The 22,444-nt window shown below is 50.9% G+C and carries 29 protein-coding genes; 26 read left to right on the forward strand and 3 right to left on the reverse strand.

Annotated features, from left to right (window positions below; all coding sequences use genetic code 11):
• Positions 1-248: 248 nt before the first annotated feature.
• On the forward strand, positions 249-488 hold the full coding sequence (locus ACSBQN_RS04460; RefSeq protein WP_214177574.1) for a hypothetical protein: 240 nt from the start codon (positions 249-251) through the stop codon (positions 486-488).
• A gap of 507 nt (positions 489-995) precedes the next feature.
• On the opposite strand, the gene ACSBQN_RS04465 is transcribed toward ACSBQN_RS04460, so the two are convergent.
• The gene (locus tag ACSBQN_RS04465) at positions 996-1,271 is read right to left on the reverse strand and encodes a DUF4282 domain-containing protein (protein ID WP_036414580.1); all 276 of its coding nucleotides are present in this window, start codon (positions 1,269-1,271) and stop codon (positions 996-998) included.
• A 301-nt stretch (positions 1,272-1,572) separates the two neighbouring features.
• On the opposite strand from ACSBQN_RS04465, the gene ACSBQN_RS04470 reads away from it, so the two are divergent.
• Genes ACSBQN_RS04470 through lysC form a run of 5 tightly spaced genes read left to right on the forward strand, consistent with a single transcriptional unit; the run spans position 1,573 to position 2,886 of the window.
• The gene (locus tag ACSBQN_RS04470; protein WP_434991606.1) at positions 1,573-1,764 is read left to right on the forward strand and encodes a phage holin family protein; all 192 of its coding nucleotides are present in this window, start codon (positions 1,573-1,575) and stop codon (positions 1,762-1,764) included.
• On the forward strand, positions 1,757-2,233 hold the full coding sequence (locus ACSBQN_RS04475; protein WP_152695682.1) for a lysozyme: 477 nt from the start codon (positions 1,757-1,759) through the stop codon (positions 2,231-2,233). Before ACSBQN_RS04470 ends, ACSBQN_RS04475 begins: the two co-directional genes overlap by 8 nt.
• Complete coding sequence (locus tag ACSBQN_RS04480) at positions 2,233-2,373, forward strand: hypothetical protein (protein WP_214167642.1); 141 nt, start codon at positions 2,233-2,235, stop codon at positions 2,371-2,373. Before ACSBQN_RS04475 ends, ACSBQN_RS04480 begins: the two co-directional genes overlap by 1 nt.
• Complete coding sequence (locus ACSBQN_RS04485) at positions 2,370-2,753, forward strand: hypothetical protein (protein WP_152695685.1); 384 nt, start codon at positions 2,370-2,372, stop codon at positions 2,751-2,753. The genes ACSBQN_RS04480 and ACSBQN_RS04485 overlap by 4 nt, the downstream gene beginning before the upstream one ends.
• On the forward strand, positions 2,665-2,886 hold the full coding sequence (lysC, locus tag ACSBQN_RS04490) for an Rz1-like lysis system protein LysC (protein ID WP_425594788.1): 222 nt from the start codon (positions 2,665-2,667) through the stop codon (positions 2,884-2,886). Before ACSBQN_RS04485 ends, lysC begins: the two co-directional genes overlap by 89 nt.
• Positions 2,887-3,010: 124 nt before the next feature.
• Here the strand turns inward: lysC and ACSBQN_RS04495 are convergent, their stop codons facing one another.
• Complete coding sequence (locus tag ACSBQN_RS04495; protein WP_214167568.1) at positions 3,011-4,105, reverse strand: YadA-like family protein; 1,095 nt, start codon at positions 4,103-4,105, stop codon at positions 3,011-3,013.
• 509 nt (positions 4,106-4,614) lie between these two features.
• Between ACSBQN_RS04495 and ACSBQN_RS04500 the strand changes: the two genes are divergently transcribed.
• The 18 genes from ACSBQN_RS04500 (at position 4,615) to ACSBQN_RS04585 (ending at position 18,302) form a co-directional block, all read left to right on the forward strand.
• Complete coding sequence (locus ACSBQN_RS04500; RefSeq protein WP_214167563.1) at positions 4,615-4,968, forward strand: HNH endonuclease; 354 nt, start codon at positions 4,615-4,617, stop codon at positions 4,966-4,968.
• Between the two features lie 146 nt (positions 4,969-5,114).
• Positions 5,115-5,585, forward strand: a complete 471-nt coding sequence (locus ACSBQN_RS04505) for a phage terminase small subunit P27 family (RefSeq protein WP_046894976.1) — start codon at positions 5,115-5,117, stop codon at positions 5,583-5,585.
• A 3-nt stretch (positions 5,586-5,588) separates the two neighbouring features.
• Complete coding sequence (locus tag ACSBQN_RS04510) at positions 5,589-7,319, forward strand: terminase large subunit (protein ID WP_434991607.1); 1,731 nt, start codon at positions 5,589-5,591, stop codon at positions 7,317-7,319.
• Complete coding sequence (locus tag ACSBQN_RS04515; protein ID WP_004239754.1) at positions 7,316-7,477, forward strand: hypothetical protein; 162 nt, start codon at positions 7,316-7,318, stop codon at positions 7,475-7,477. Before ACSBQN_RS04510 ends, ACSBQN_RS04515 begins: the two co-directional genes overlap by 4 nt.
• A complete protein-coding gene (locus tag ACSBQN_RS04520) occupies positions 7,467-8,690 on the forward strand; it encodes a phage portal protein (RefSeq protein WP_434991608.1) in 1,224 nt (407 codons plus the stop codon). The genes ACSBQN_RS04515 and ACSBQN_RS04520 overlap by 11 nt, the downstream gene beginning before the upstream one ends.
• Positions 8,680-9,288, forward strand: a complete 609-nt coding sequence (locus tag ACSBQN_RS04525; RefSeq protein ID WP_004239758.1) for an HK97 family phage prohead protease — start codon at positions 8,680-8,682, stop codon at positions 9,286-9,288. The genes ACSBQN_RS04520 and ACSBQN_RS04525 overlap by 11 nt, the downstream gene beginning before the upstream one ends.
• Positions 9,289-9,297: 9 nt before the next feature.
• Positions 9,298-10,515: a phage major capsid protein gene (locus ACSBQN_RS04530; RefSeq protein WP_434991609.1), complete on the forward strand. Its 1,218-nt coding sequence runs from the start codon at positions 9,298-9,300 to the stop codon at positions 10,513-10,515.
• 86 nt (positions 10,516-10,601) lie between these two features.
• Positions 10,602-10,904: a head-tail connector protein gene (locus tag ACSBQN_RS04535; RefSeq protein WP_201894197.1), complete on the forward strand. Its 303-nt coding sequence runs from the start codon at positions 10,602-10,604 to the stop codon at positions 10,902-10,904.
• Between the two features lie 10 nt (positions 10,905-10,914).
• The gene (locus tag ACSBQN_RS04540) at positions 10,915-11,238 is read left to right on the forward strand and encodes a phage head closure protein (protein WP_186749077.1); all 324 of its coding nucleotides are present in this window, start codon (positions 10,915-10,917) and stop codon (positions 11,236-11,238) included.
• Complete coding sequence (locus ACSBQN_RS04545) at positions 11,231-11,680, forward strand: HK97-gp10 family putative phage morphogenesis protein (protein WP_214190965.1); 450 nt, start codon at positions 11,231-11,233, stop codon at positions 11,678-11,680. Before ACSBQN_RS04540 ends, ACSBQN_RS04545 begins: the two co-directional genes overlap by 8 nt.
• Entirely contained in the window at positions 11,677-12,012 is a 336-nt protein-coding gene (locus ACSBQN_RS04550) for a hypothetical protein (protein ID WP_004239768.1), read from the forward strand. The genes ACSBQN_RS04545 and ACSBQN_RS04550 overlap by 4 nt, the downstream gene beginning before the upstream one ends.
• Positions 12,013-12,071: 59 nt before the next feature.
• Positions 12,072-12,539 carry a phage tail tube protein gene (locus tag ACSBQN_RS04555; protein WP_152695699.1) on the forward strand — a complete coding sequence of 156 codons (468 nt, stop codon included), beginning with the start codon at positions 12,072-12,074 and terminating at the stop codon, positions 12,537-12,539.
• 3 nt (positions 12,540-12,542) lie between these two features.
• Complete coding sequence (locus ACSBQN_RS04560) at positions 12,543-12,926, forward strand: phage tail assembly chaperone (RefSeq protein WP_004239772.1); 384 nt, start codon at positions 12,543-12,545, stop codon at positions 12,924-12,926.
• A gap of 23 nt (positions 12,927-12,949) precedes the next feature.
• Complete coding sequence (locus ACSBQN_RS04565; protein ID WP_418300685.1) at positions 12,950-13,222, forward strand: phage tail assembly protein T; 273 nt, start codon at positions 12,950-12,952, stop codon at positions 13,220-13,222.
• Positions 13,223-13,247: 25 nt separating this feature from the next.
• On the forward strand, positions 13,248-16,505 hold the full coding sequence (locus ACSBQN_RS04570) for a phage tail tape measure protein (protein WP_434991610.1): 3,258 nt from the start codon (positions 13,248-13,250) through the stop codon (positions 16,503-16,505).
• A complete protein-coding gene (locus tag ACSBQN_RS04575) occupies positions 16,502-16,837 on the forward strand; it encodes a phage tail protein (RefSeq protein ID WP_126324413.1) in 336 nt (111 codons plus the stop codon). Before ACSBQN_RS04570 ends, ACSBQN_RS04575 begins: the two co-directional genes overlap by 4 nt.
• A complete protein-coding gene (locus ACSBQN_RS04580) occupies positions 16,834-17,592 on the forward strand; it encodes a phage minor tail protein L (protein ID WP_126324412.1) in 759 nt (252 codons plus the stop codon). Before ACSBQN_RS04575 ends, ACSBQN_RS04580 begins: the two co-directional genes overlap by 4 nt.
• 2 nt (positions 17,593-17,594) lie before the next feature.
• Positions 17,595-18,302: a C40 family peptidase gene (locus ACSBQN_RS04585; RefSeq protein ID WP_214190931.1), complete on the forward strand. Its 708-nt coding sequence runs from the start codon at positions 17,595-17,597 to the stop codon at positions 18,300-18,302.
• Here the strand turns inward: ACSBQN_RS04585 and ACSBQN_RS04590 are convergent.
• A complete protein-coding gene (locus tag ACSBQN_RS04590; RefSeq protein ID WP_163653239.1) occupies positions 18,292-18,696 on the reverse strand; it encodes a cell envelope integrity TolA C-terminal domain-containing protein in 405 nt (134 codons plus the stop codon). The genes ACSBQN_RS04585 and ACSBQN_RS04590 overlap by 11 nt on opposite strands.
• Positions 18,697-18,774: 78 nt before the next feature.
• On the opposite strand from ACSBQN_RS04590, the gene ACSBQN_RS04595 reads away from it, so the two are divergent.
• Complete coding sequence (locus ACSBQN_RS04595) at positions 18,775-19,377, forward strand: tail assembly protein (protein WP_163653242.1); 603 nt, start codon at positions 18,775-18,777, stop codon at positions 19,375-19,377.
• 33 nt (positions 19,378-19,410) lie between these two features.
• On the forward strand, positions 19,411-22,444 hold a 3,034-nt coding region (locus tag ACSBQN_RS04600; protein ID WP_434991611.1), incomplete at its 3' end, for a host specificity protein J.

Below are 22,444 nucleotides of genomic sequence, written 5' to 3' on the forward strand. Positions count from 1 at the left end.
GGCATAAAGAATAAACGACATTATTTTCATATAACATCAGGTTTTTGTTACTTTAATATTATAGCGTAATAGTATGTGTTTACACGTAATATAATTAAAAAAGATTAACTATGGTGAGATGTCTTGTTTTGATTATCACTCAGGATGATATAAAGGTGTCCGGTTGTCTGCATACGTTTTTATACTGGCTGTCTTAATGGATAACAGTTATTATTATCAGTATGGTATTATCGGATTTTGAGGATGATATGACCAGTAAAGAGGTTAATGACCGGATATCTGATGCTGACAAAAATGAATCACAAGAGATGTTAAAGCCAGTCAGGCGGCTGTGGTTGATAGTCAGTATTGCGATGTTTAATTTGATTCCGGTGCTTATTCATGGTGGAGTATTGCCACTAACTAATTTTTTGATTTTTAATGCATTTGCTATTCCTGCAGTTGTATTGTTATATCGTAAGAAAACCAGAGGAAAAAATACTTATTAGTATATGGATATTGTATGTTCAGTGGCGCAGTAATGGCTACAGTTTACGCATTTTATCATTATGATTAGGCTGATTGTTATTTAATTGTTATCTGATTTTTGTCATTTCTTTTTGATAGTCATCATAGCAACACTTTAACCTCCTTCCGTTTTTGCTTCTGATGGCATATACAGGAAAGCCGAATCGATCATTATATATGACAGAAATTTTCCAGCCCTTACGTGCAAGGATTATTTCTGCTGCAGCACATTGATGAATGATAAGAATATTCCTGATTGATGCCCATGCTGACTGATGCTGGCCTTCGAGCATCAGTAATGTATGGCGTGCACAGTAACAGTTAATGATATGCGTCAGTTTTTGCATTGGTTTTTGTATTAAAAAAAACCGACACCGGATCAGTGGTGTCGGTAGTAAATACTAGGAGCAATGTCAATGTGAGCAATACCTGACAAACCGGTATTAAGTTAAATGATAATTATTATCGTTTGCGTGTCAACCATAAAATTATTGTGGTTTTGTGTTTTCCGCGATCTCTTTGAGTTTTCCGTAAATGTTGAAAGACAGAATAATCAGTTCGCAGGAAATACGGACACCTAGTCCGCCGAAGATGATAGTAGCCAGTCCGCTGATAAGTCCGCTGAAAAAACCGCCACCGTAGGCATTACTGACAAAAATAGTTGCAATACCGGAAAACAGAACACCAATCAGGCCAAGCCAGTAAAGTACAGTAATAAGTTTAGGGGTTATCATCTGGTCGAAAGTCAGAAGAGATTTAAGCATATATAATCCTTGATTAATGTCATTAACGATACGAGCAGTTGAATTATATATACATTCACAAAATTAACCTTAAGGTCGCCTGTGCGGCCTTTTTTATTGCCCGCAACAATAAGAGCATTGGAATACGACAGGCTCATTACCTAATTCGTATTCGGTCACAGTGCTCTTCTTATTGCCTTCTCGCCGCTGGTGGGATTCCGAATAATGCCGCAGCCACCTTACTTTAACCTGTTTAAAACATATAACCCGGTTGCGGCATTCCCTATCACTCAACATACGGAACACTCCGCAGGGGGTGGATATGAGCATGTCTGACAAATATTCCAGCCCTACAGCATATGCCTGGGGGCTTATAACCTCTGCCTTTGGCATTTTATCTCTGGATCAGTGGGCCATTGTTGCCGGGATCATCTGTACCGTCGGTACGTTCCTGGTTAACTGGTATTACAAACGGAAGGAATTCCAGTTGAAAGCAGGTGAACATCATGAATAAGCGATTGGTTAAAAAGGTAATAGCCGCTTGTGCTGCCGGGGCAATTGCCGGTGCGCTGGTGCTGATCCCCGCATATGAAGGTGTTGAGTATATACCTTATCGTGATGTGGCCGGAGTGCTCACAGTATGTTATGGCCATACCGGCAGAGATATTCAGCCCGGCAAGCTGTACACGGACGCTGAATGCAAGGCCCTGTTGCACGACGACCTGACGAAAGTCCGGCACTCGGTTGATCCTATGATTAAAGTGCCGATTGATGACAATACCCGGGCGGCCATCTATTCATTTGTCTATAACGTCGGCCCCGGCGCGTTCTCGCGCTCCACTATGCTGCGGAAACTCAACGCCGGTGATATCGCCGGTGCGTGTGACGAAATGAAGCGCTGGACATTTTCCGGTGGTAAGCGGTGGCAGGGTCTGATTAACCGGCGCGAGACGGAGAAAGCGATATGTCACGGAACCCCATAATGCTGATCATCAACGCGATCATTCTTCTTACGGCCTGCCTGCTGGCGGGCTGTTATCTGTATTCACTCCCGAATCACTGTAAGCCTCTGCCGGGTAACCCGCTGGACGGTGTGATCCACGATGAGTGTGAAGCGCCATGAACTGGAAAGAAGCGGTAATTGCTGCACTGTTTATTACTGCTGCCTGGTGGGTATATGACACCTACCGGGATAACCAGCAGCTGAAGGTGAATAACACAAGGTTGTCCGGACAGCTGTCAGCACAGCAGACGATAAATACCATCACGCTTTCAGCCGTTGCCATCAGACACCGCGCAGCACTCGACAATATCAAAGCCAAACAGGTTGAGGACACAGAGCATGTCGACGTTAAGACAGTTATCAAAACAGTATTTAAGGACAGCGAATGCGCTGCTGCTCCTGTTCCCGCTGATGCTGTCAGTGAGTTGCGCAGATACGCGACCGGAATTAATACCCGCGCCGGTGGTGCCGCTTCCGCCGCAACTGACCGCCGATTGTGAGCAGGTAGATATACCGGATGATCTGACGTTCGGTGGTGCAGTTGAGCTGTTGGCTGATGCCATGAAATACATTGCCAAATGCAATCATGATAAGAGAGCAATACGGGAGATTGAAGCGGGGAGGTTTAGGTGAAAATCTTTATATTACTGCAGTTTATTATGGAGACAGGTTTTAATGCGTTTTATATACCCGAATTATATTCGGGTATATAAACGTTTGTTCTATGATGGTTGTTTGGAATTTAAGATAATGTCAATTACCAGCCGACAGCAATACCGCCACCAACGACTGCACTATCTTCATTATTCCACGATACTGAGGTTCTGACATTCACATTGTCAGAGATTTTATATTGGGCGCCTGCCGCGATCGCATTGCCGTTACGGTAGTTACCAACCCCCATACCTGCACTGAAGGTAGTGTTTGTGGTGTATGGAATGTTTGCCATCGATGCTACGGATGCAATCCCTGCGTTCGCTTTATTAGCATTGTCGTTAATTTTTTTATCCATAGAGTCAAATCGGGCCTCATTTTGAAATTGAACCTGATTGAATCGGTTATCAGTGTAGCTGTTGCTTATCGCTATACTTTCTTTCTGAGATTTATCGATATTATTATTTAATTCGTTCTTTGTAATATTGTTTACACTATCGGTATATGTATTGGCTACGTTAATTGAATCCTGAGCTTTACTGTTCAGTTGTCTGACATTAACTGCATCAGTATCTTCAGTACCATCGGCCAGATTAGTCAATTGCCTTTTGTTATTGGCATTACCGATTGACACCGAGTTATTTCTTTCGGTTTTAGAGCCGGAGCCGAGAGCAACGCTATTTTGGTTTGAGGCTGATGTTGCGTTTCCCAATGCGACAGAATCTGAACCTGTTGCATTGGCATCATGACCTACAGCATATCCACCGTTACTGGCTGTTGCCCCATATCCGAATGCACCGGAACCCCCATCCTTGGCATTAGCATATGGTCCTACAGCAGTGGAGTAATAGCCTGCTTCAGATGCCTGACCGACAGCTATGGCGTTAGCATCTTTTGCATTAGCGCCGTGGCCTACAGCTGTACTGGTTCCGCCAGTCGCTTTTGATTGAAATCCAATTGAAGTAGAACCAGTACCAGTGGCTTCGCTCGCGCTTCCGATGGCAGTACCGAAATCATTTGTTTTTGATGTATTGCCGATAGCAACACCTTCCACGCTATTAGTATTTGCATTGGTACCTATGGCGACAGAAGAAGCATTGCCATGGTCATTTCCGCCGCCTTCCTGGAAAGCGAGCGCGCCAAAAGTGCTGAGAGATGTGGTTATACCAATTAATACTGATATTGTTTTTATGTTCATTATTAAATCCTGGTTTTTTATAAAATTCAACGTAATGCTCCGTTGGTATTATAAAATACTCGTATTATTGGTTCTATTTTATTTTTTTTTATAAATCTGAGTTGTCGTATTGTTTTTTATTTTATTCTTTGTTTTTTGATTTTTTATATTATTTATCCTGGCGTTATTTTTTTTATTTGAGTTGATTTGCTGTTTATTTTTGAGTTTTTGAATAATATTTTTATTTATAAATGTGTTTACTGGTAACAAAATGTTAAGAACATGCATTATTTATATGTATTGCATTTCTATTTATTCATTTTATTAGTAAGTGTTAATTAAAAGATAGAGGGGGGAAATCATCGCAGTTATATATGAATATGCAATCTCGATGCATATTGAGTTATTTAATATATCAAAGCGATAAATTAAAACGATGAAGCAATGGGCTCTATGCATAATCAGAAAATGAGAATAACCCACTATAAAAATCAGATCCTTTTACGCCAATTTTATAATCAGAGTTAATCATACCATTACGCATACCCAGAGTATGCCGCAAACGCGGCTGCGCAAAGACAACCACTGACCGCAGCGGATACTGCGAAGAACACCGTAATACAGGCTGGGAGAACCACCAGCAGGGTAAGAGCAGACAGGAACGTGGCTATGGCGCCAAATGGGACAGGCTGCGGCTGGTGGTTCTGAGCCGGGATAAGCATCTGTGCCAACAATGCCTGCGTGAAGGTCGGGCAACCGAGGCAAAGACAGTCGATCACATCATACCCAAAGCACATGGGGGAACCGATGCGGAAAGTAATCTGCAAAGCCTGTGCTGGCCCTGTCATTACCGCAAGACGGCGACGGAACGTAACCACGTCTGACACGCCACAACGCACAGGGGAGGGGGAGGCTAAATCTCTGCCGCCTTACCGCCAGAGGACCGCCGCCTTACCTCTTTTCAGATCGCCGCAGGTTAGAAAACTTTTTTCCGGGATCCCCGGATGGGAATCAATAGGAGAAAACGATTATGTCGGGACCACCGAAAACCCCGTCACACCTGCGTTTGGTCAGGGGTAACCCATCAAAACGCCCGATCAATAAAAAAGAACCGAAACCGCCGTCAGGGGTACCCCCAACTCCGAAGCACTTTACCAAGCAGGGGAAATACTGGTTTAAGCGGATCGGGGAAGAACTCGATGCCATGGGCGTGATGAGTTCGATGGATGCCAAAGCGCTGGAGCTGCTGATCGAGGCATATACCGAATACCGGCAGCACTGCGATACGCTGGATGAACAAGGCTATACCTACACCACAGAAAGCGAAGGCGGCACACTGATAAAAGCACACCCGGTGGCGGCAATGAAAGCCGATGCCTGGAAACGGATCCGGGCAATGCTGGGTGAATTCGGTATGACCCCGGCGTCCCGCTCGAAGGTAACGATTAACACACCAGCCGAAGAAGACCCTTTCGAGGCATTTATGAAAAAGCGCAAATGATGAATGGCAACCGTAGCAGATGGGATCCGGTACGCCGAACAGGTGGTTGCCGGAGAAATAGTTACGGGCGAACTGATACGCCTGGCGTGTCAGCGGTTTCTTGATGATTTGGAGCGCGGCCCTGAGCGCGATATCTTTTTCATTGAAGAACGCGCCCAGCATATTCTGGATTTTTACCAGTTTGTCCCGCACGTCAAAGGGGCGCTGGCAGGCAAGCCGATAGAGCTGATGCCGTGGCATACCTTTATTCTGATTAATATCTTTGGTTTCGTGATCCCGCTGGTTGATGAACTCAGCGGTGAGGCTCAGTACGACGATGACGGCGATCCGGTACTGGTTCGTCGCTTCCGGACAGCCTATAACGAAGTGGCGCGTAAAAACGCCAAATCCACCCTTTCATCCGGCATCGGCCTGTATATGACCGGTACTGACGGTGAGGGTGGTGCCGAGGTTTACTCGGCGGCCACAACCCGTGACCAGGCCCGCATCGTGTTTGAAGATGCAAAAAACATGATTAAAAAGGCCAAAGGCTCACTCGGCCGCCTGTTTGAATTTAATAAACTGGCGATTTACCAGGAGCGGTCTGCATCCAAGTTTGAGCCATTGTCCAGTGATGCAAATAACCTCGATGGCCTGAACATTCACTGCGGCATTGTGGACGAACTTCACGCCCACAAAACCCGTGATGTGTGGGATGTGCTGGAAACCGGGACCGGTGCCCGCCTGCAATCCCTGCTGTTTGCGATCACCACAGCGGGATTTAACCGCGAAGGCATCTGCTACGAACTGCGGGATTATGCCATCAAGGTACTGCGGGGCGTAGTGGAGGATGACACTTTTTTCGCGGCCATTTACACGCTGGATAAAGATGATGAACCGTTCGATGAGTCTGTCTGGATAAAGGCTAATCCGGGGCTGGGTGTCTGTAAGCGTTTTGACGATATGCGCCGCCTGGCGAAAAAGGCAAAAGAGCAGATTGCGGCCCGGCCTAATTTCCTGACCAAGCACCTCAATATGTGGGTGAATGCCGAATCCGCCTGGATGGATACCGGTAAGTGGGACAACTGCCCTGAAAATGCGCCGGATGATGAGCTGAAAAATTACCCGGTCTGGGTTGGTGTGGATCTGTCAAACAAAATCGATGTGACCGCAGCCGTTAAAGTGTATGAGGATCCGCGCGGACAACTGCATATGAAGTGCAAATTCTGGCTGCCGGAGGACAGAGTAGTGACTGCACCGAAGCATATCGCTGACCTGTATCGGAAATGGGGAGCTGCCGGTTATCTTGAACTGACGGACGGTGAGGTTGTCGATCACGACATCATCAAAGCCGACATTCTGGCATGGTGCGAAGGTGAGGATTTACGTGAACTCGGTTTTGACCCGTGGAGTGCCGTTCAGTTCTCCCGTCGCCTGGCGGAAGAAGGTATTCCGCTGGTGGAGGTGGCGCAGACGGTGAAAAACCTGTCTGAATCGATGAAATCCGTTCAGGCCGATGTATATTCCGGCAAATTTCACCATGACCACAACCCGGTAATGTCCTGGATGATGTCGAACGTGACGGTAAAACCGGACAGAAATGACAACATTTTCCCGAACAAATCGACACCGGAAAACAAAATTGACGGGCCGTTTGCCTTGTTTACTGCCAAATCACGCCAGATGGTGAACGGCGGGGACAGCAGCGACTTCCTTTCCTCTCTGGATCCTGACGAAGAAATTCTATTCCTATGAAAAACATACTTCTTGATCTCACCGCCCTGACAGGTTTCGGCGCGGTGCTGGCAGGCTGTTACCTGAAATACGGTCTGCCGGATTCCCTGGTGATTGGCGGGTCAGCAATGGTTATCTATTCACTGGCTGTGGCCATGAGGGGGAAACGTGCTTCTTGATACATTATTCCGCGATACACCGACCAGTATTGAGAATCCGGCGGTACCCATCAGTGCAGATTCTGTTGATACAGAGGGGCTGTTCAAAGCAGATGTCTATGTCAGCCCGGAAACCTCGATGAAACTGGCCGCTGTATATGCCTGTATTTATGTTATTTCTTCCTCAATAGCACAGATGCCGCTGCATGTGATGCGCAAAACCGGCGATAAGGTTGAGACTGCCCGCGATCATCCCGTGTTCCACCTTGTTCACGATGAGCCGAACGAATGGCAGACCAGTTATAAATGGCGGGAAACCAAAGAGCGCCACATTCTCGGCTGGGGAAACGGTTACACGCAGGTGATCCGTAACAGTCGCGGTGAGGTGACCAGTCTGGAAGCCTGTATGCCGTGGGAAACCGCACTGCTTAACACAGGTGGCCGGTATACCTACGGTGTTTATAACGAACAGGGGAATTTTGCTGTCAGTCCGGATGACATGATCCACATCCGGGCGCTGGGTAATAACCAGCGGATGGGGCTCAGTCCGATAGTGCAGCATGCGGAAACCATCGGCATGGGGATGTCCGGTCAGAAATACACCAGTTCTTTCTTCGGCGGTAATGCCCGTCCGGCCGGTATCGTCTCAGTGAAAGGGGAGTTACAGAAAGACGGGTGGCTCAGACTGAAAGACATGTGGCAGAAAGCGTCTGCAGCGCTGCGCAGTCAGGAAAACAAAACCATGCTGTTGCCTGCTGACCTGGATTACAAAGCCCTGACCGTTTCCCCGGTGGATGCTCAGTTGATCGATATGCTGAAGCTGAACCGCTCCATGATTGCCGGGATTTTTAACGTACCGGCACACATGATCAATGATCTGGAAAAGGCGACATTCTCCAACATTTCCGAACAATCCATTCAGTTTGTCCGGTATACGGTCATGCCTTGGGTGGTGAACTGGGAACAGGAGCTTAACAGGCGGTTGTTCACCCGGCAGGAGCGCTGCGCCGGATTTTATGTCCGGTTTAATCTGGCCGGATTACTGCGCGGAACCCCGAAAGAGCGTGCTGAATTCTATCATTACGCCATTACTGACGGCTGGATGAGCCGGAATGAGGCACGGGCATTTGAGGATATGAACCCGGTTGACGGACTGGATGAAATGCTGGTCAGCGTTAATGCCGCACAACCGGACGGCAGTAAATCAGAAGGTGATGAAAAAGATGAGCAGTAATGAAAGAGAAACCCGCAGCTACAGCGGTGAGATCCGGGCCGCCCCGGGGGAAGAGGATAAACCGGCCCACATTATCGGTCTGGCTTCGGTGTTTAACTCCCTGTCCGAGCCGATGTGGGGATTCCGCGAAATTATCAAACCCGGCGCATTTGACGATGTGCTGAATGATGATGTACGGGCGCTGTTCAATCATGACCGCAATTATATCCTCGGCCGGTCTGCTTCCGGAACGTTATCGCTGAGTATCAGCGAACAGGGACTGGCCTACGATATTACGGTGCCGGATACACAAACTATCCGGGACCTTGTGGTTGCTCCGATGTTACGCGGGGATGTCAGTCAGAGTTCGTTCGCGTTCAGCGTGGCGGTGAACGGCGATGACTGGTATCAGGATGATGACGGCATGGTTGTCCGTGAAATTCACCGGATCTCCCGTCTCTATGATGTCAGTCCGGTGACTTATCCGGCCTATCTGGCCGCAAATTCAACCGTGCGGTCAATGGAGGCGTGGAAAGAAGCACGCGACAGCGGCGGTATAGCCAAAGCTGTCAATGAAAAACTGGCGCGTGAGCGTCTTCTCACTTTAATGAATGTATAAGGCAATTCTATGAAACTTCATGAATTAAAACAGAAACGTAATACCATCGCCACCGAAATGCGTGCAATCCATGAAAAAGTCGGTGACGGTGTTATGACCGAAGAACAGCGTGCGGAGTGGAATAAGGCCAAAACAGAGTTTGATCGTCTGAATGAGCAGATCACCCGTGAAGAGGAACTGCGTGCGGTAGATCAGGCTTTTGTGGATGATCAGGAGCCGGAACAGCGCGGAAAGCAGAACGGTAATCCGGAAAGTGAAGCCGCAGAGCGCCGTGCAGCGGCATTTGACCGCTTTCTCCGCCATGGTTTCGGTGAGCTGACAGCAGAAGAACGTCAGGCCGTGAGGGAATTACGGGCTCAGGGAACATCCCCGGATGAGAAAGGGGGCTATACCGTCCCGGTTAAGATGCTGAACAAAGTTGTTGAGCAGATGAAAGCCTACGGCGGGATTGTCTCGGTTTCTCATGTTCTGCCGACGGCGGACGGCCAGGATATTACCTGGTCAACATCGGACGGCACAGCGGAGGAAGGTGAACTGCTGGGGGAAAACACCGCTGCCAGTGAACAGGATGTGGAATTCGGCACCGCCATTCTCGGTGCCAAAAAATTGTCTTCCAAAATTATCCGTGTATCAAATGAGTTGCTGCAGGACAGCGGGATCAATATTGAATCCTACCTTGCCGCCCGTATCGCGCAGCGTATCGGCCGTGGTGAGGCTAAATACCTGGTGAAAGGTACCGGTGCCGGTACGCCGGTACAGCCGAAAGGCCTGGATGTTTCCGTGACAGGAACGGTAAACGCGAAAACAGCCGCATTCAGCTGGAAAGACATCAACGCGCTGAAACACGCCATTGATCCGGCGTACCGCAACAGCCCTAAGTTCAGGCTGGCCTTTAATGACAGCACCCTGAAAGTGCTCACGGAAATGGAGGATGGTAACAAGCGTCCGTTGTGGCTGCCGGAAATCACCGGTGTTGCTCCCGCGACAATTCTGGGTATGCCGTATGTGATTGATCAGGCGGTTGACAGTATGGAAGCCGGTAAAAAATTTATCTTCTGTGGTGATTTTGACCGTTTTATTGTCCGCCGTGTCACTTATATGACGCTGAAACGTCTGGTCGAGCGTTATGCTGAATTTGACCAGACCGCGTTTCTGGCGTTTCACCGCTTTGACTGTTGTCTGGAAGATACCTCAGCGATTAAGGCGCTGGTGGCAAAAGCTGCCTGATAGTCATACCGTTGCAATCCTGTGCGCCGCTTAACTGCGGTTTTTTTGTGCCTGCGGTCTGAAGCGGCCGCAGGCATGGGGGAAATATGCCGTTACCGACACTCGAAAAACTGAGAATGCAGTGCCGTATTGATGAGGATAATGACCTTGAGGATGAGTTGCTTCTGACTTACCTGGGGGCGGCCGTGAAGCGGGCTGAAAATTATATTAACCGTCATCTTTATGACACAGAGGTTCCGGCATCAGATCCGGACGGATTACAGGTTACGGATGATATAGAACTGGCCCTGCTGGTCTGCGTTGGTTACCTGTATGAATCACGGGAAAATGCGGCAATACCGGCGGGCTTCTTTCTGCTGCTTGAACCGTACAGGTTCATCAATTTATAGGGAGCGCACTGTGCAGGCCGGAAGATTAAGGCATCGCGTCACATTTCAGCGTGCTGAACGGGTTATCTTACCGTCCGGCCAGCGTGAAAACCAATGGCTGCCCGTTGCCGTAACCTGGGCGGAAGTCAGACCCGTCAATGGCCGGGAACTGCTGACCGCCGGAGCGGAAATGTCAGAAATAACGGTCCGTGTATGGATGCGGTACCGGCCGGATATTCATCCTGCATGCCGGATGGTATATCGCGGTCAGGTCTACGATATTCAGGCTGTGATCCCGGATGTGAAATTTACCCGGCTGGAACTGCTGTGTAAACAGGGGGTGAAAGATGGCTGATATGGGGCTGGATTTGTCCGGTTTTGCTGAACTGTCCCGTGATCTGGAATCACTCAGCCGGACTGAAAATGCCCGTGTGCTGCGGGAAGCGACGAAAGCCGCAGCGGATATGCTGCGGGATGAGGTCCGGCGGAGCGCTCCTGTCAGGACCGGAAAACTGGCGCGTAATATCGTTACCGGCGGTCAGCGGAGCCGTTATAAAGGCGAGGTTGTCTCCGGTGTGTACATCCGGGGAACCAATGCCGCCGGAACCAACAGCAACAACACACTGAAAGCGGATGATCCGCGTAATGCGTTTTACTGGCGTTTTCTGGAAAACGGCACATCCAAAATGGCACCACAACCGTTTATCCGTCCGGCATTTGACGGTAAAGCGGATGAGGCAGCGGATCTGGCGCTGAGCAAACTCAGTCAGGCTATCGATAAGGTGCTGAGTGGATGAAAGAATCTGATTTGTTTTCTTTGCTTGACCCGGTGCTGCCGGGCAGGGTTTTTCCGTATGTGGCTCCGCAGGATGAACCCAAAATTCAGCCGCCGTGGTGTGTTTTTTCACTTTATGATACCGGCGGAGATGTGCTGTGCGGTCGTGCTGAGACAATGACCAATATCCAGATTGATGTGTATGCAAAAACCATCGATGAAGCCCGCCGGATCCGTGAACTGTCTGTTGCTGCTGTTTCTCCGCTTTCACCGGCAGAGTTTACAGAAAAGCAGGGCTATGAAGCGGATACCTCGCTTTTCCGGGCCACGCTGGAGTGTCAGGTCTGGCAATAACTTAATCTTGAACAACAAGCTGCTGCGGCAGCTTTTTTTATGCTTACAGGAAAATAATCATGCCGAGCAAATATGAAAAAACGCAGGGCACGAAAATCAGTATTTCAAAGCTGCCTGCAACAGAAGTGAACCCCGCATCCGCAGAATTTCTGCCGCTGGCCTGTGCGGCCAAAGAGATCAGTTATACCGGTGGGCAGAAGTCGGATATTGATGTTACCACCCTGTGCTCAACGGAGCAGGAAATGACCAACGGGCTGGCCTCTCCGGGGGAAATCACGATCTCCGGTAACTGGTCACCGGATGAAGGGCAGGAAGTTCTGCGTACTGCCTATGACAATGACACGATCCATGCGTTCAAAGTGGAGTTTCCGTCAGGTAATGGTTATGCCTTCCTGGCAGAAGTCCGTCAGAACAGCTGGAGTGCGGCAACCAGCGGGCTGGTCACCGCGTCTTTCACGCTGCGCATGAAAGGTAAGCCTGTTCCGCTGAAAAACGGGACGGTAACTGAGCCGGGAAAGAGGGAATAAGCCGTGGCGAATCCGAAACTGTCATTAAAAGAACTGGCACTCAGTCCAAAAAACGCCTTCCGTTCAAAGATGGTGAAGGTACCTGAATGGAACGGAGTCACCGTTATTCTTCGGGAACCGTCTTCGGCAGCCTGGCTCAGATGGCGTGAGCTGATGAATACCGGCGCAGACGGTGATGAAAAATTGTCAGAGGCAGAACAGGCGCAGCGCAATCTGCGTGCAGATGTGGTGATGTTTTCTGATGTGCTGCTGGATGAAGATAAAGAGCGGGTGTTCAGTGATGACGACACTGAAGAAGTGATGGCTGTTTACGGGCCGGTTCATGCCCGTCTGCTGAAACAGGCGCTTGATCTGATGACCACACCGGATGAAGCGGAAAAAAAGTAGCGCAGCCCGGGATGTTTTTTCTGATGACACTTGCGCTCCGGATGGGGCGCACAGTGGATGAACTGACCAGAACGATGAGTGCCGGTGAGCTGACCATGTGGATGGCTTTTGACCGCCTCAGTCCGATCGGGGACATCCGCAGTGACATACAGACGGCCCATATTGTCTCATCGCTGTACGGCGCACAGGGCGGCAAACTCAGCCTGAATGATGCGATGCTGCAATGGGGAAAAACGGATAGCGGTGAGGCAGGTGACGGGCTGGAGGGTTTTCTGAAATCGGTATCTGAAAGCTGATTGTACTGACATAGCAGAGGACGTAATGGCAAAGCTTCGTGAGCTTATTATTAAAATATCGGCAAATTCATCCTCGTTTCAGTCTGAAATAGCCCGCGCCTCACGGATGGGGGAGAATTATTACCGGACGCTGGAGCAGGGCGGCCGCAAAGCAGCATCGGCATCACGCGAAACGAAACGGGCAATCAGTGAGCTGAACAATGAACTGTCATCAATAAAATCGACAGTAACCGGTGTAATGGGGGCTATGGCCGGTGCCTTTGCCACGCAGCAGCTTATCAGTTATGCCGATACCTGGAGCCAGTTAAGCGGACGCCTGAAACTGGCCTCTGTGTCTGCGGAGGATTTCAGCCGGGCTCAGCAGGAGCTGATGTCGTTAAGTCAGCGTACCGGCACATCACTGGCGGCAAATACCAACCTGTACGCGCGTATTGCGCAGTCGATGCGTGATGCGGGTTATGCCTCGGGGGATGTGGCAAAAGTCACGGAAACCATCGCAACTTCACTGAAGCTGTCCGGTGCAAGTACTGAAGAAGCCAGCTCTGTTATTACACAGCTGAGTCAGGCTCTCGGATCCGGTGTCCTGCGCGGTGAAGAATTTAACGCGGTGATGGAGAACGGCGGACGACTGGCAAAACTGCTGGCGGACGGGATGGGAACGACCATTGGCGGTCTGCGTGAAATGTCACAGAGCGGTAAGCTCACCATTGACAAGATAGTGCCAATTCTGACCAGCACTGAACAGATCAGAAAAGAATTTGAGCAATTACCGCAGACTGTCAGCGGCGCATCCCAGAAAATTGAAAACGCCTTCATGGCATGGGTGGGCGGGGCTAATGAGGCATCGGGCGCAACCAGCACGCTGACCGGCGCACTGAATGGTATTGCGGGAAATATAGACACTATTGCCACCGTTGCCGGTGCGCTGGTTGGGGTTGGCCTTGCGCGGTATTTCGGCGGGCTGACCGCCAGTGTGACCAAAGCAACCATCGGGGTGGCCGGTGCCGCAAAAGGCGAGGTCGCTCTTGCACAGGCTCAGCTGCGCGGAACACAAATTGCGGTTGCCAGAGCGCGTGCGGCAGAGTACCGGGCACAAAAATCACTGGCAGCTGCACGCGGAACCGATGCGCAGGCAGGCGCAGAAAAGCGGCTTGCCGCTGTACAGGCATCCGTTGCACGCAATATTAACGCCCGCAATATCGCACAAAACAACCTGAATAACGTCACATCTGTCGGTTCACGTCTTCTTGGTGGTGCGCTGGGGCTGGTCGGTGGTATTCCGGGGCTGGTGATGCTGGGTGCCGGTGCCTGGTACACCATGTACCAGAAGCAGGAGCAGGCAAGACAGTCCGCACTTGAATACGCCGCCACCATTGACCAGGTTCGTGCCAATCTTAATAAAATGACGCTGCCGGAAACCGCTGATAACTCCGGTAAAACCAAAGAAGCCCTGACTGCGCAAAATAAACTGGTTGATGAGCAGCGTCAAAAAGTCGAAGGATTAAAATCAGAGATAGCCGGATATCAGCAGATACTGGCCTCACCCGGCCCCAGTATCAACGGCTACCTGATTAACCATCTGATCAGTCAGGAAGATGCGGTTAAATCACTGGCTTCTGCGCAGGATGAGCTTTCGGTTGAACAGAGCAGGCTCAATGAGCTGAGCAAAAAATCGGAAGAGATTCAGTCAGCGCTGAAAGCGGTCGAAAGTCAGCGCGATTTCCTGATTCGTCAGCAGTCAGCTGCCCAGAATGATATGCGCATGTCATTACTGATGGTGAATGCTGAGCACACCGAGTTTAACCGTATTATGTCCGTCGGCAACCAGCTCCTGACAAACCGTCAGGCACTGGTTAACAGCCCGATGCGCATTCCCGCCGCCCCTCTGAGTGAAAAACAGCAGGATTTCATACAAAAATCAGAGCGGGACAAAGAGTTATCTGCACTGACCGGGGAAGCCCGTGTTATCCGGCAGGCTGAGTTTGCCGCAGATGATATCGGTCTGCTGAATAAACCCGAATTTGCCGATAACCGGCAGAAATACATTGATAATCAGGTGGCAGCCTACCGGAATCAGGAAAAGCTGAGTAAGGAACTGAAAGCGGGTAAAAGCGCCCAGAGTGCTTTCAATAAAGAGCAGAAAGAAGCGGAACGTCAGGCGGAGCAGTATGCCCGTAAAATGGCGGATCTGAGTGTGGCCACGGAGGTTCAGAAAGTCAGGGCCACGCAGGGAGAGAAGGCCGCAGAGCTGTATGCAGCTGCGCATGAGGCCGGTACCAAATGGACGGATGAGCAGCGAAAAGCGATCCGCGCATCCTCTGTTGCCCTGGCGGAGTGGACACAAAAGGCCGATGAGGCGGTCAGAAAGCAGCGTGAAATGGATGATGCGCTGAAAGCGATGCGTGACGGAGCCCGGAAATTCAGTGACGAAGCGGAGCAAATTGATAAAACCCGGGGAATGGGCGGAAACCGGCGCAGTCTTTACGATGAACGTCAGCAGATTGATCGTGTTTATGCCAAATCGGATCAGGGAAAAAGTGCGACCGAAGCCTATAACCGCGAGATTGATGCGCTCAACCTGAAATATCAGAAAATAAAGGAGGTTCAGTCTGACTGGACCAGCGGGGTGACCCGGGGGATGGAAGACTGGGTTGCTGAGGCCGGAGACTATGCGGAGCAAACCGCATCTGCGGTACAGAGCGCCATGGGCGGTATGGTGAATAACATCACTGACATGCTGAACGGTAACAAAGCCAGCTGGCGCGACTGGTCAATAGATGTCCTTAAATCCATCCAGAAAATACTGGTCAACGCTGCCATCGTGAACAGCCTGAAATCCATGTCAGATGCCGGTGGCTGGATTGGTGCTGTCGGTAACTTCCTGGGAGGTGCCGCGGCAAATGCCAAAGGCGGGGTTTATGACTCCCCGGGCCTGAGTGCGTACAGTAATCAGATAGTCAGCACTCCGACTTATTTTGCGTTTGCCAAAGGTGCCGGGCTGATGGGTGAGGCCGGACCGGAAGCGATTATGCCGTTAACACGGGCGGCGGATGGCTCTCTCGGTGTCCGGGCGCTCGGCGGAAATCAGAACAGCGGTTCAGCGGCGCCACAGGTGTTTATTACCATCGACAGTAACGGCAGCAGCCAGACGCAGTCGTCGGCTGGTTATGAGCAGTTTGGTAATGAAATTGCCGCATTCGTCGATCAGCGTTTCCGCGTACTAATGGACAAAGACACCCGCCCCGGCGGAGCCGTCTGGAATCTGACTAAGGGGAAAAGATGATCGAAATATTCACCTGGTGTCCCCGTGTTAATCCCACGGAGGATATCACCTATAAAACCCGCAGGGCGAAGTTCGGTGATGGTTATGAGCAGGTATCCGGTGACGGTATCAACGCCCGCAGCCAGAAGTGGTCACTGGAATTTACCGGTCGCGGGGAGTATATCACGGCTATCCGTCAGTTTATTGACCGACACGGCGGTATAAGGTCCTTTCAGTGGAGTCCGCCGCTTGAACCTGTCGGTTTGTACCGGTGCGACGAGCATAAACTCACCCCGCTCGGCGGCGACAACTATTCACTCTCACTCACTTTTACCCAGGCATTTAAACCATGATCACAAATGATTACCAGAAGCTGGAACCGGGTAATGCCGTCCGGCTTTTTGAGGTTGACGGTACCGTGTTCGGTGCGCCGGATATTTTGCGGTTCCATGCATACAACATCCCACATACAGAGGCAGAAATTACTGCCGCTGGTGGGGATCCGGAAAAGTTACCGGCGAAATCAATCTGGTGGCAGGGTGAAGAGTACCGTGCGTGGCCGGTGCAGATCGAGGGTCTGGAAGCTTCAACAACCGGATCCGGTGCGCAGCCGAAGTTATCGGTGGCAAACCTCGATGGGTCAATCACCGCGCTCTGCCTGGCATACGATGACATGCTGAAGGCTAAAGTCACGATACACGATACTCTGGCGCACTATCTGGATGCGGCGAATTTTCCGGATGGCAACCCGTCGGCAGATCCTGCCCAGGAAAAAGTCTCGGTCTTTTATATCGACAGCAAATCCTCGGAAACCAATGAGGTTATCGAGTTTGATTTAGCCAGTCCGATGGATTTGCAGGGAGTGTTGATCCCGACGCGACAACTGCATGCAATGTGTACCTGGTGCATACGCGGCAAATACAGATCCGGTGACGGCTGTGATTATGCCGGTCAGAACGGGTATTTTGACAAACACGGCAACCGCGTGGATGACCCGGCACAGGATCAGTGCAGCGGTATGCTGAATACCGGTTGCTTCCCCCGTTTCGGGAAAAATAATCCGATCCCGTTCGGCGGCTTTCCGGGAACATCACTACTGAGGAAATAGGGATGCGCAAAAATATCCGGGCAGTCATTTTTTCACATGCCGAACGTGAGTATCCCCGAGAATGCTGCGGGGTGATCGCGCAAAAATCCCGGGTGGTGAAATACTTTCCCTGCCGCAATGTCGCGGTCATGCCGGAAGAGCACTTCGTATTATCACCGGAGGATTACGCCGCTGCTGAGGATTGGGGGACGGTGACCGGTATTGTGCACAGCCACCCGGATGCCACCACTCAGCCGTCAGAACTGGATAAAGCACAGTGTGATGCCCTTGGCGTGCCGTGGTACATCGTCAGCTGGCCGGAGGGGGATCTGCGGACTGTTCAGCCGCGCGGTGAATTGCCGTTACTCGGTCGGCCGTTTGTGCTCGGGTTTACCGACTGCTGGGGGCTGGTGATGAGCTGGTTTCGGCAGGAGCGCGGCATCGAACTGCCGGATTACCGGGTCGACTATCCCTGGTGGGAGCAGGGTGAGAACCGTTACGCCGATAACTGGCGGGAAGCGGGATTTATTCAGGTTGATGATCCGCAACCCGGTGATGTGATAGTGATGCAGGTACAGGCACCGGTCGCCAATCATGCCGGTATTCTGCTGGGTGATAATATGCTGCTGCATCATTTATACGGACACCTGAGCCAGCGGGTACCGTATGGCGGTTACTGGCGCGACCGCACAGTGATGGTCCTGAGATATTGTGAATTTTTTATGGGGTGAAATGTATCATTATATCTTTTTTTAATGAGTTATCTTTTCTTATATCTCCGGAAGGTTTTGGTAAAAATGCCTGCTCAACAGCAGATAAGCCTGCATTACATAATTCAGTGTCTCCATTTTCAATCACGGTTGCATTCATTCGTGTAAAGCTGATGGCAATCGTGCAGCGTTTTCCCTGCCATTTATCATTAATATAAAAATTTTTTTTAATGGCAAATTTTACCTGATTAATATATTCCGTGATGTTGTTTCCGGAATACTTTTCTCCGAAGCGGATATCAACAGTGTGCCGCAATCTATGGTTATTATTTTCTTTATTCATGCCGGGGTGACTCATTCCGGCAGTGGCACTCAGTAGCAGCACAATAAAGATTGTTATATTTAACCTGATCATTTGAGGTCCTCTGTTGTTCCCCGGCAAGTATGCTGCCGGGAGCCTGTTAATATTAAATAGTATTTGTAGTGAGGAATTATGACACAGGAAATAATGGCAAAAATAGAGCTGGGCGGCGTGCTGGGCAAAACGTTCGGCAAAACGCACCAGCGGCTTGTTTGCACTACGTCAGAAGCTGTCCGTGCATTGTGCTGCACTATTCCGGGTTTTGAACAGTTCCTGAATAACAGTAAATCGCGCGGGTTAACGTACGCGGTATTTCGTGGGAAAAAGAATATCGGGGTGGACGACCTCAGTTTTCCGGTGACGGATGATGTTATCCGGATTGTGCCTGTTGTGATCGGCAGCAAACGCGGGGGATTGCTGCAGGTTATTTTCGGTGCGGTAATGGTGGCTGCTGCGTTCTGGACAGGCGGTGCGTCAGTGGCGGCATGGGGAGCGATGCATACCGGGCTGGCCATGACCGGCGTATCGATGATGCTGGGCGGTATTATCCAGATGTTGTCCCCGCAGCCGGGCGGGCTTGCTATGAAAGACCAGGGCGAAAATAAGCCATCATATGCATTCGGTGCGCCGGTGAATACCGTTTCTCAGGGTTATCCGGTACCGATCGGTTACGGTAAGCGCCGCATCGGCGGCGCGGTTATCTCAGCCGGAATTTACGTCGAAGATCAGCAGTAACTTTCCCTTCAGTTATTCAGCAGGAAATCCACAATGACACAAATCACAGGCCGCAAAGGCGGCGGTGGCAGCCCGCGCACGCCCGTCGAACAACCGGACGATTTACAGTCCGTAGCCAAAGCCAAATTGCTGATCGCCCTCGGGGAAGGTGAATTTGCCGGTGAGCTGACCGGGAAGAATATCTTTCTGGACGGTACCCCGCTGCTGAATGCTGACGGATCAGAAAACTTTCCCGGCGTTGTGTGGGAATACCGTTCCGGCACCCAGGCTCAAACCTATATTCAGGGGATGCCGGCGGCGGAGAATGAAATCACAGTTGGTACCACGGTACAAAGCAGCACACCATGGGCGCATGCGTTTACTAACCCGCAGTTGTCCGCGGTCCGTATCCGCCTGAAATGGCCGTCCCTGTTCCGCCAGGAGGATAATGGGGATATGGTCGGCAACGAGGTGAAATACGCCATTGATTTGCAGACTGACGGCGGCAGCTGGAAAACCGTTGTGGATGGACGGGTGAAAGGTAAAACCACCTCAGGTTATGAGCGTACTCACCGTATTGATCTGCCGCAGTCTGCGACATCCTGGACACTGCGGGTACGGAAAATCACGGAGGATGCCAACAGTGCCAAAATTGGTGACACCATGGTGCTGCAGAGTTACACCGAGGTGATTGATGCCAAACTGGCCTATCCTCACACCGCACTGCTGTATATCGAGTTTGATTCAGAGCAGTTTAACGGCTCCATCCCGCAGGTCACCTGTGAGCCGAAGATGCGGGTTATCCGCATACCGTCTAACTATGATCCTGAACACCGGGCGTATTCCGGTACCTGGGACGGCTCGTTTAAATGGGCGTGGACCAATAACCCCGCCTGGATATTTTACGATATTGTGGTTTCCGATCGCTTCGGCCTCGGCGATCGCATCAAAATGCAGAATATCGATAAATGGGAGCTGTACCGGGTTGCGCAGTATTGTGATCAGCCGGTACCGGACGGCAAGGGCGGCAGCGGTACTGAGCCGCGCTATGTCTGTGATGTGTATGTGCAGGATCGCAATGAAGCCTATACCGTGCTGCGTGACTTTGCGGCTATCTTCCGTGGCATGACCTACTGGGGCGGTAACCAGATTATCACCCTGGCAGATATGCCGCGTGATATTGATTACAGCTACACCAAAGCCAACGTGCTCGACGGGCGATTCACCTATTCCGGCAGCAGCAGTAAGGCCCGTTATTCCTCCGCGCTGGTGTCGTATTCAGATCCGCTGAACGGCTATGCCGATGCGATGGAGCCGGTGTTTGAAAATGAGCTGGTTTACAGGTTCGGTTTCAACCAGCTGGAAATGACGGCAATCGGCTGTACCCGGCAGTCAGAGGCCAACCGCAAAGGCCGCTGGGGGATTCTGACCAACAACAAAGACCGGGTGGTGACATTCGGTGTGGGGCTGGACGGTAATATTCCTCAGCCGGGGTACATCATTGCGGTGGCGGATGAAAACCTGTCCGGGAGAGTGACCGGCGGCCGTGTCAGTGCGGTGAATGGCCGGAGTATCACCCTCGACCGCAAACCGGATGCCGCGCCTGGTGACAGGCTGATGCTGAATCTTCCGTCCGGTAAATCACAGGCCCGCACCATCCAGATGGTCACGGATAACGTTATAACCGTTACCACGGAATACAGTGAAACGCCGGAGCCGGAATGTGTCTGGGTAACGGAATCAGACGAGCTGTACGCCCAGCAGTATCGCGTGGTGAGCGTGACTGAGAATGATGACGGTACGTTCACGGTATCTGCGGCCATGCATGATCCGGACAAATACGACCGGATAGACACCGGCGCGGTGCTTGATGAACGGCCAATCAGCGTTATTCCGCCCGGTAACCAGTTCCCGCCGAAGGATATCACTATCAGCTCTTATTCTGTCGTGAACCAGGGGATCAGCATTGAAACCATGCAGGTTACCTGGTCACCGGCAGAGAATGCCATTGCCTATGAGGCACAGTGGCGGCGTGATGACGGCAACTGGATCAATGTACCGCGCAATGCCACGACTTCATTTGACGTGCCCGGGGTCTATTCCGGCCGCTATCTGGTGCGGGTCAGGGCGATTAACGCGGCGGAAATCTCCAGCGTCTGGGGATATTCAGAGGAAACCCGGCTGACCGGCAAGGTGGGTGATCCGCCGATGCCACTGAACTTCCGTGCGTCCACACTGGTATTCGGGATCAAACTGAACTGGGAGTTCGGGAAATTCACGGAAGACACCCTGAAAACCGAAATTCAGTACAGCAAAACCAATGACGGGCAGAACCTGTTGCTGCTGGCTGATGTGCCGTACCCGTCCCGCTCTCACGAACTGGCCGGTCTGGCCGCCGGTACCGCGTTTTATTTCCGCGCCCGGCTGGTGGACAAAAGTGGTAATTATTCAGCATGGACCGATTATGTCAGGGGGATCTCTGAATTTGATGCAGGAGAAATACTGGCTGATTTGTCAGGGAAGATAGGCCATGACCAATTAGCACAGGACCTGCTGACCGAAATCAACAGTAAAGCGGACAGCAGTGTGGTCAGTGCTCTGGACGAGCGTATGTCGGATATTGGCGGGGAGGTGACTGAGGCAACTTCTCAGGTACAGGCGTTGTCCGGTAAACTGGACAAAGTAAAGGCTGATTTAACAGAGTCAGTTGTTGTTGATCTGGATCTGTCAGCATTAAATGAAAATACTTATTACCCGGTTATTCTTCCTCTGACGACCTCCCGCCGCTATTACTTCAGGGTATTTCGTACACTGGGGCAATACGGAGATAACAAACCCGGTTATGCAACTCACGGCTCCGGGGGCTTTGCCATGATTGTTGAGTGGCAGGTGAGCGGTTCAGGATGGGGGACTCAGTCTGAAAACCGTATTATTGATAATGTTGACTGGCGATGGACAAATCAGTCTCCTGTCATGGGCCCTGCGCAGTTGACTCACAGCTCGGTGGAATATGTGTATTTACGCGGAGGCGCAAAATATCAGCTGACCAGGCATAAAAGTGTCAGTCACCGGATTGTCACTGATACTT

The sequence above is a fragment of the Morganella sp. B601 genome, assembly GCF_051172335.1.
Lineage (GTDB): Bacteria > Pseudomonadota > Gammaproteobacteria > Enterobacterales > Enterobacteriaceae > Morganella > Morganella morganii.

What these genes read in the sequence shown, in the direction of transcription:
- ACSBQN_RS04590 (WP_163653239.1), bottom strand. Translation starts at nt 18,696, where the DNA reads ATGATCAGGTTAAATATAACAATCTTTATTGTGCTGCTACTGAGTGCC.
- ACSBQN_RS04505 (WP_046894976.1), top strand. Translation starts at nt 5,115, where the DNA reads ATGTCGGGACCACCGAAAACCCCGTCACACCTGCGTTTGGTCAGGGGT.
- ACSBQN_RS04535 (WP_201894197.1), top strand. Translation starts at nt 10,602, where the DNA reads ATGCCGTTACCGACACTCGAAAAACTGAGAATGCAGTGCCGTATTGAT.
- ACSBQN_RS04470 (WP_434991606.1), top strand. Translation starts at nt 1,573, where the DNA reads ATGAGCATGTCTGACAAATATTCCAGCCCTACAGCATATGCCTGGGGG.
- ACSBQN_RS04550 (WP_004239768.1), top strand. Translation starts at nt 11,677, where the DNA reads ATGAAAGAATCTGATTTGTTTTCTTTGCTTGACCCGGTGCTGCCGGGC.
- ACSBQN_RS04580 (WP_126324412.1), top strand. Translation starts at nt 16,834, where the DNA reads ATGATCACAAATGATTACCAGAAGCTGGAACCGGGTAATGCCGTCCGG.
- ACSBQN_RS04565 (WP_418300685.1), top strand. Translation starts at nt 12,950, where the DNA reads ATGACACTTGCGCTCCGGATGGGGCGCACAGTGGATGAACTGACCAGA.
- lysC (WP_425594788.1), top strand. Translation starts at nt 2,665, where the DNA reads ATGCTGTCAGTGAGTTGCGCAGATACGCGACCGGAATTAATACCCGCG.
- ACSBQN_RS04510 (WP_434991607.1), top strand. Translation starts at nt 5,589, where the DNA reads ATGGCAACCGTAGCAGATGGGATCCGGTACGCCGAACAGGTGGTTGCC.
- ACSBQN_RS04545 (WP_214190965.1), top strand. Translation starts at nt 11,231, where the DNA reads ATGGCTGATATGGGGCTGGATTTGTCCGGTTTTGCTGAACTGTCCCGT.
- ACSBQN_RS04480 (WP_214167642.1), top strand. Translation starts at nt 2,233, where the DNA reads ATGCTGATCATCAACGCGATCATTCTTCTTACGGCCTGCCTGCTGGCG.
- ACSBQN_RS04475 (WP_152695682.1), top strand. Translation starts at nt 1,757, where the DNA reads ATGAATAAGCGATTGGTTAAAAAGGTAATAGCCGCTTGTGCTGCCGGG.
- ACSBQN_RS04570 (WP_434991610.1), top strand. Translation starts at nt 13,248, where the DNA reads ATGGCAAAGCTTCGTGAGCTTATTATTAAAATATCGGCAAATTCATCC.
- ACSBQN_RS04515 (WP_004239754.1), top strand. Translation starts at nt 7,316, where the DNA reads ATGAAAAACATACTTCTTGATCTCACCGCCCTGACAGGTTTCGGCGCG.
- ACSBQN_RS04595 (WP_163653242.1), top strand. Translation starts at nt 18,775, where the DNA reads ATGACACAGGAAATAATGGCAAAAATAGAGCTGGGCGGCGTGCTGGGC.
- ACSBQN_RS04460 (WP_214177574.1), top strand. Translation starts at nt 249, where the DNA reads ATGACCAGTAAAGAGGTTAATGACCGGATATCTGATGCTGACAAAAAT.
- ACSBQN_RS04530 (WP_434991609.1), top strand. Translation starts at nt 9,298, where the DNA reads ATGAAACTTCATGAATTAAAACAGAAACGTAATACCATCGCCACCGAA.
- ACSBQN_RS04465 (WP_036414580.1), bottom strand. Translation starts at nt 1,271, where the DNA reads ATGCTTAAATCTCTTCTGACTTTCGACCAGATGATAACCCCTAAACTT.
- ACSBQN_RS04525 (WP_004239758.1), top strand. Translation starts at nt 8,680, where the DNA reads ATGAGCAGTAATGAAAGAGAAACCCGCAGCTACAGCGGTGAGATCCGG.
- ACSBQN_RS04485 (WP_152695685.1), top strand. Translation starts at nt 2,370, where the DNA reads ATGAACTGGAAAGAAGCGGTAATTGCTGCACTGTTTATTACTGCTGCC.
- ACSBQN_RS04495 (WP_214167568.1), bottom strand. Translation starts at nt 4,105, where the DNA reads ATGAACATAAAAACAATATCAGTATTAATTGGTATAACCACATCTCTC.
- ACSBQN_RS04555 (WP_152695699.1), top strand. Translation starts at nt 12,072, where the DNA reads ATGCCGAGCAAATATGAAAAAACGCAGGGCACGAAAATCAGTATTTCA.
- ACSBQN_RS04585 (WP_214190931.1), top strand. Translation starts at nt 17,595, where the DNA reads ATGCGCAAAAATATCCGGGCAGTCATTTTTTCACATGCCGAACGTGAG.
- ACSBQN_RS04575 (WP_126324413.1), top strand. Translation starts at nt 16,502, where the DNA reads ATGATCGAAATATTCACCTGGTGTCCCCGTGTTAATCCCACGGAGGAT.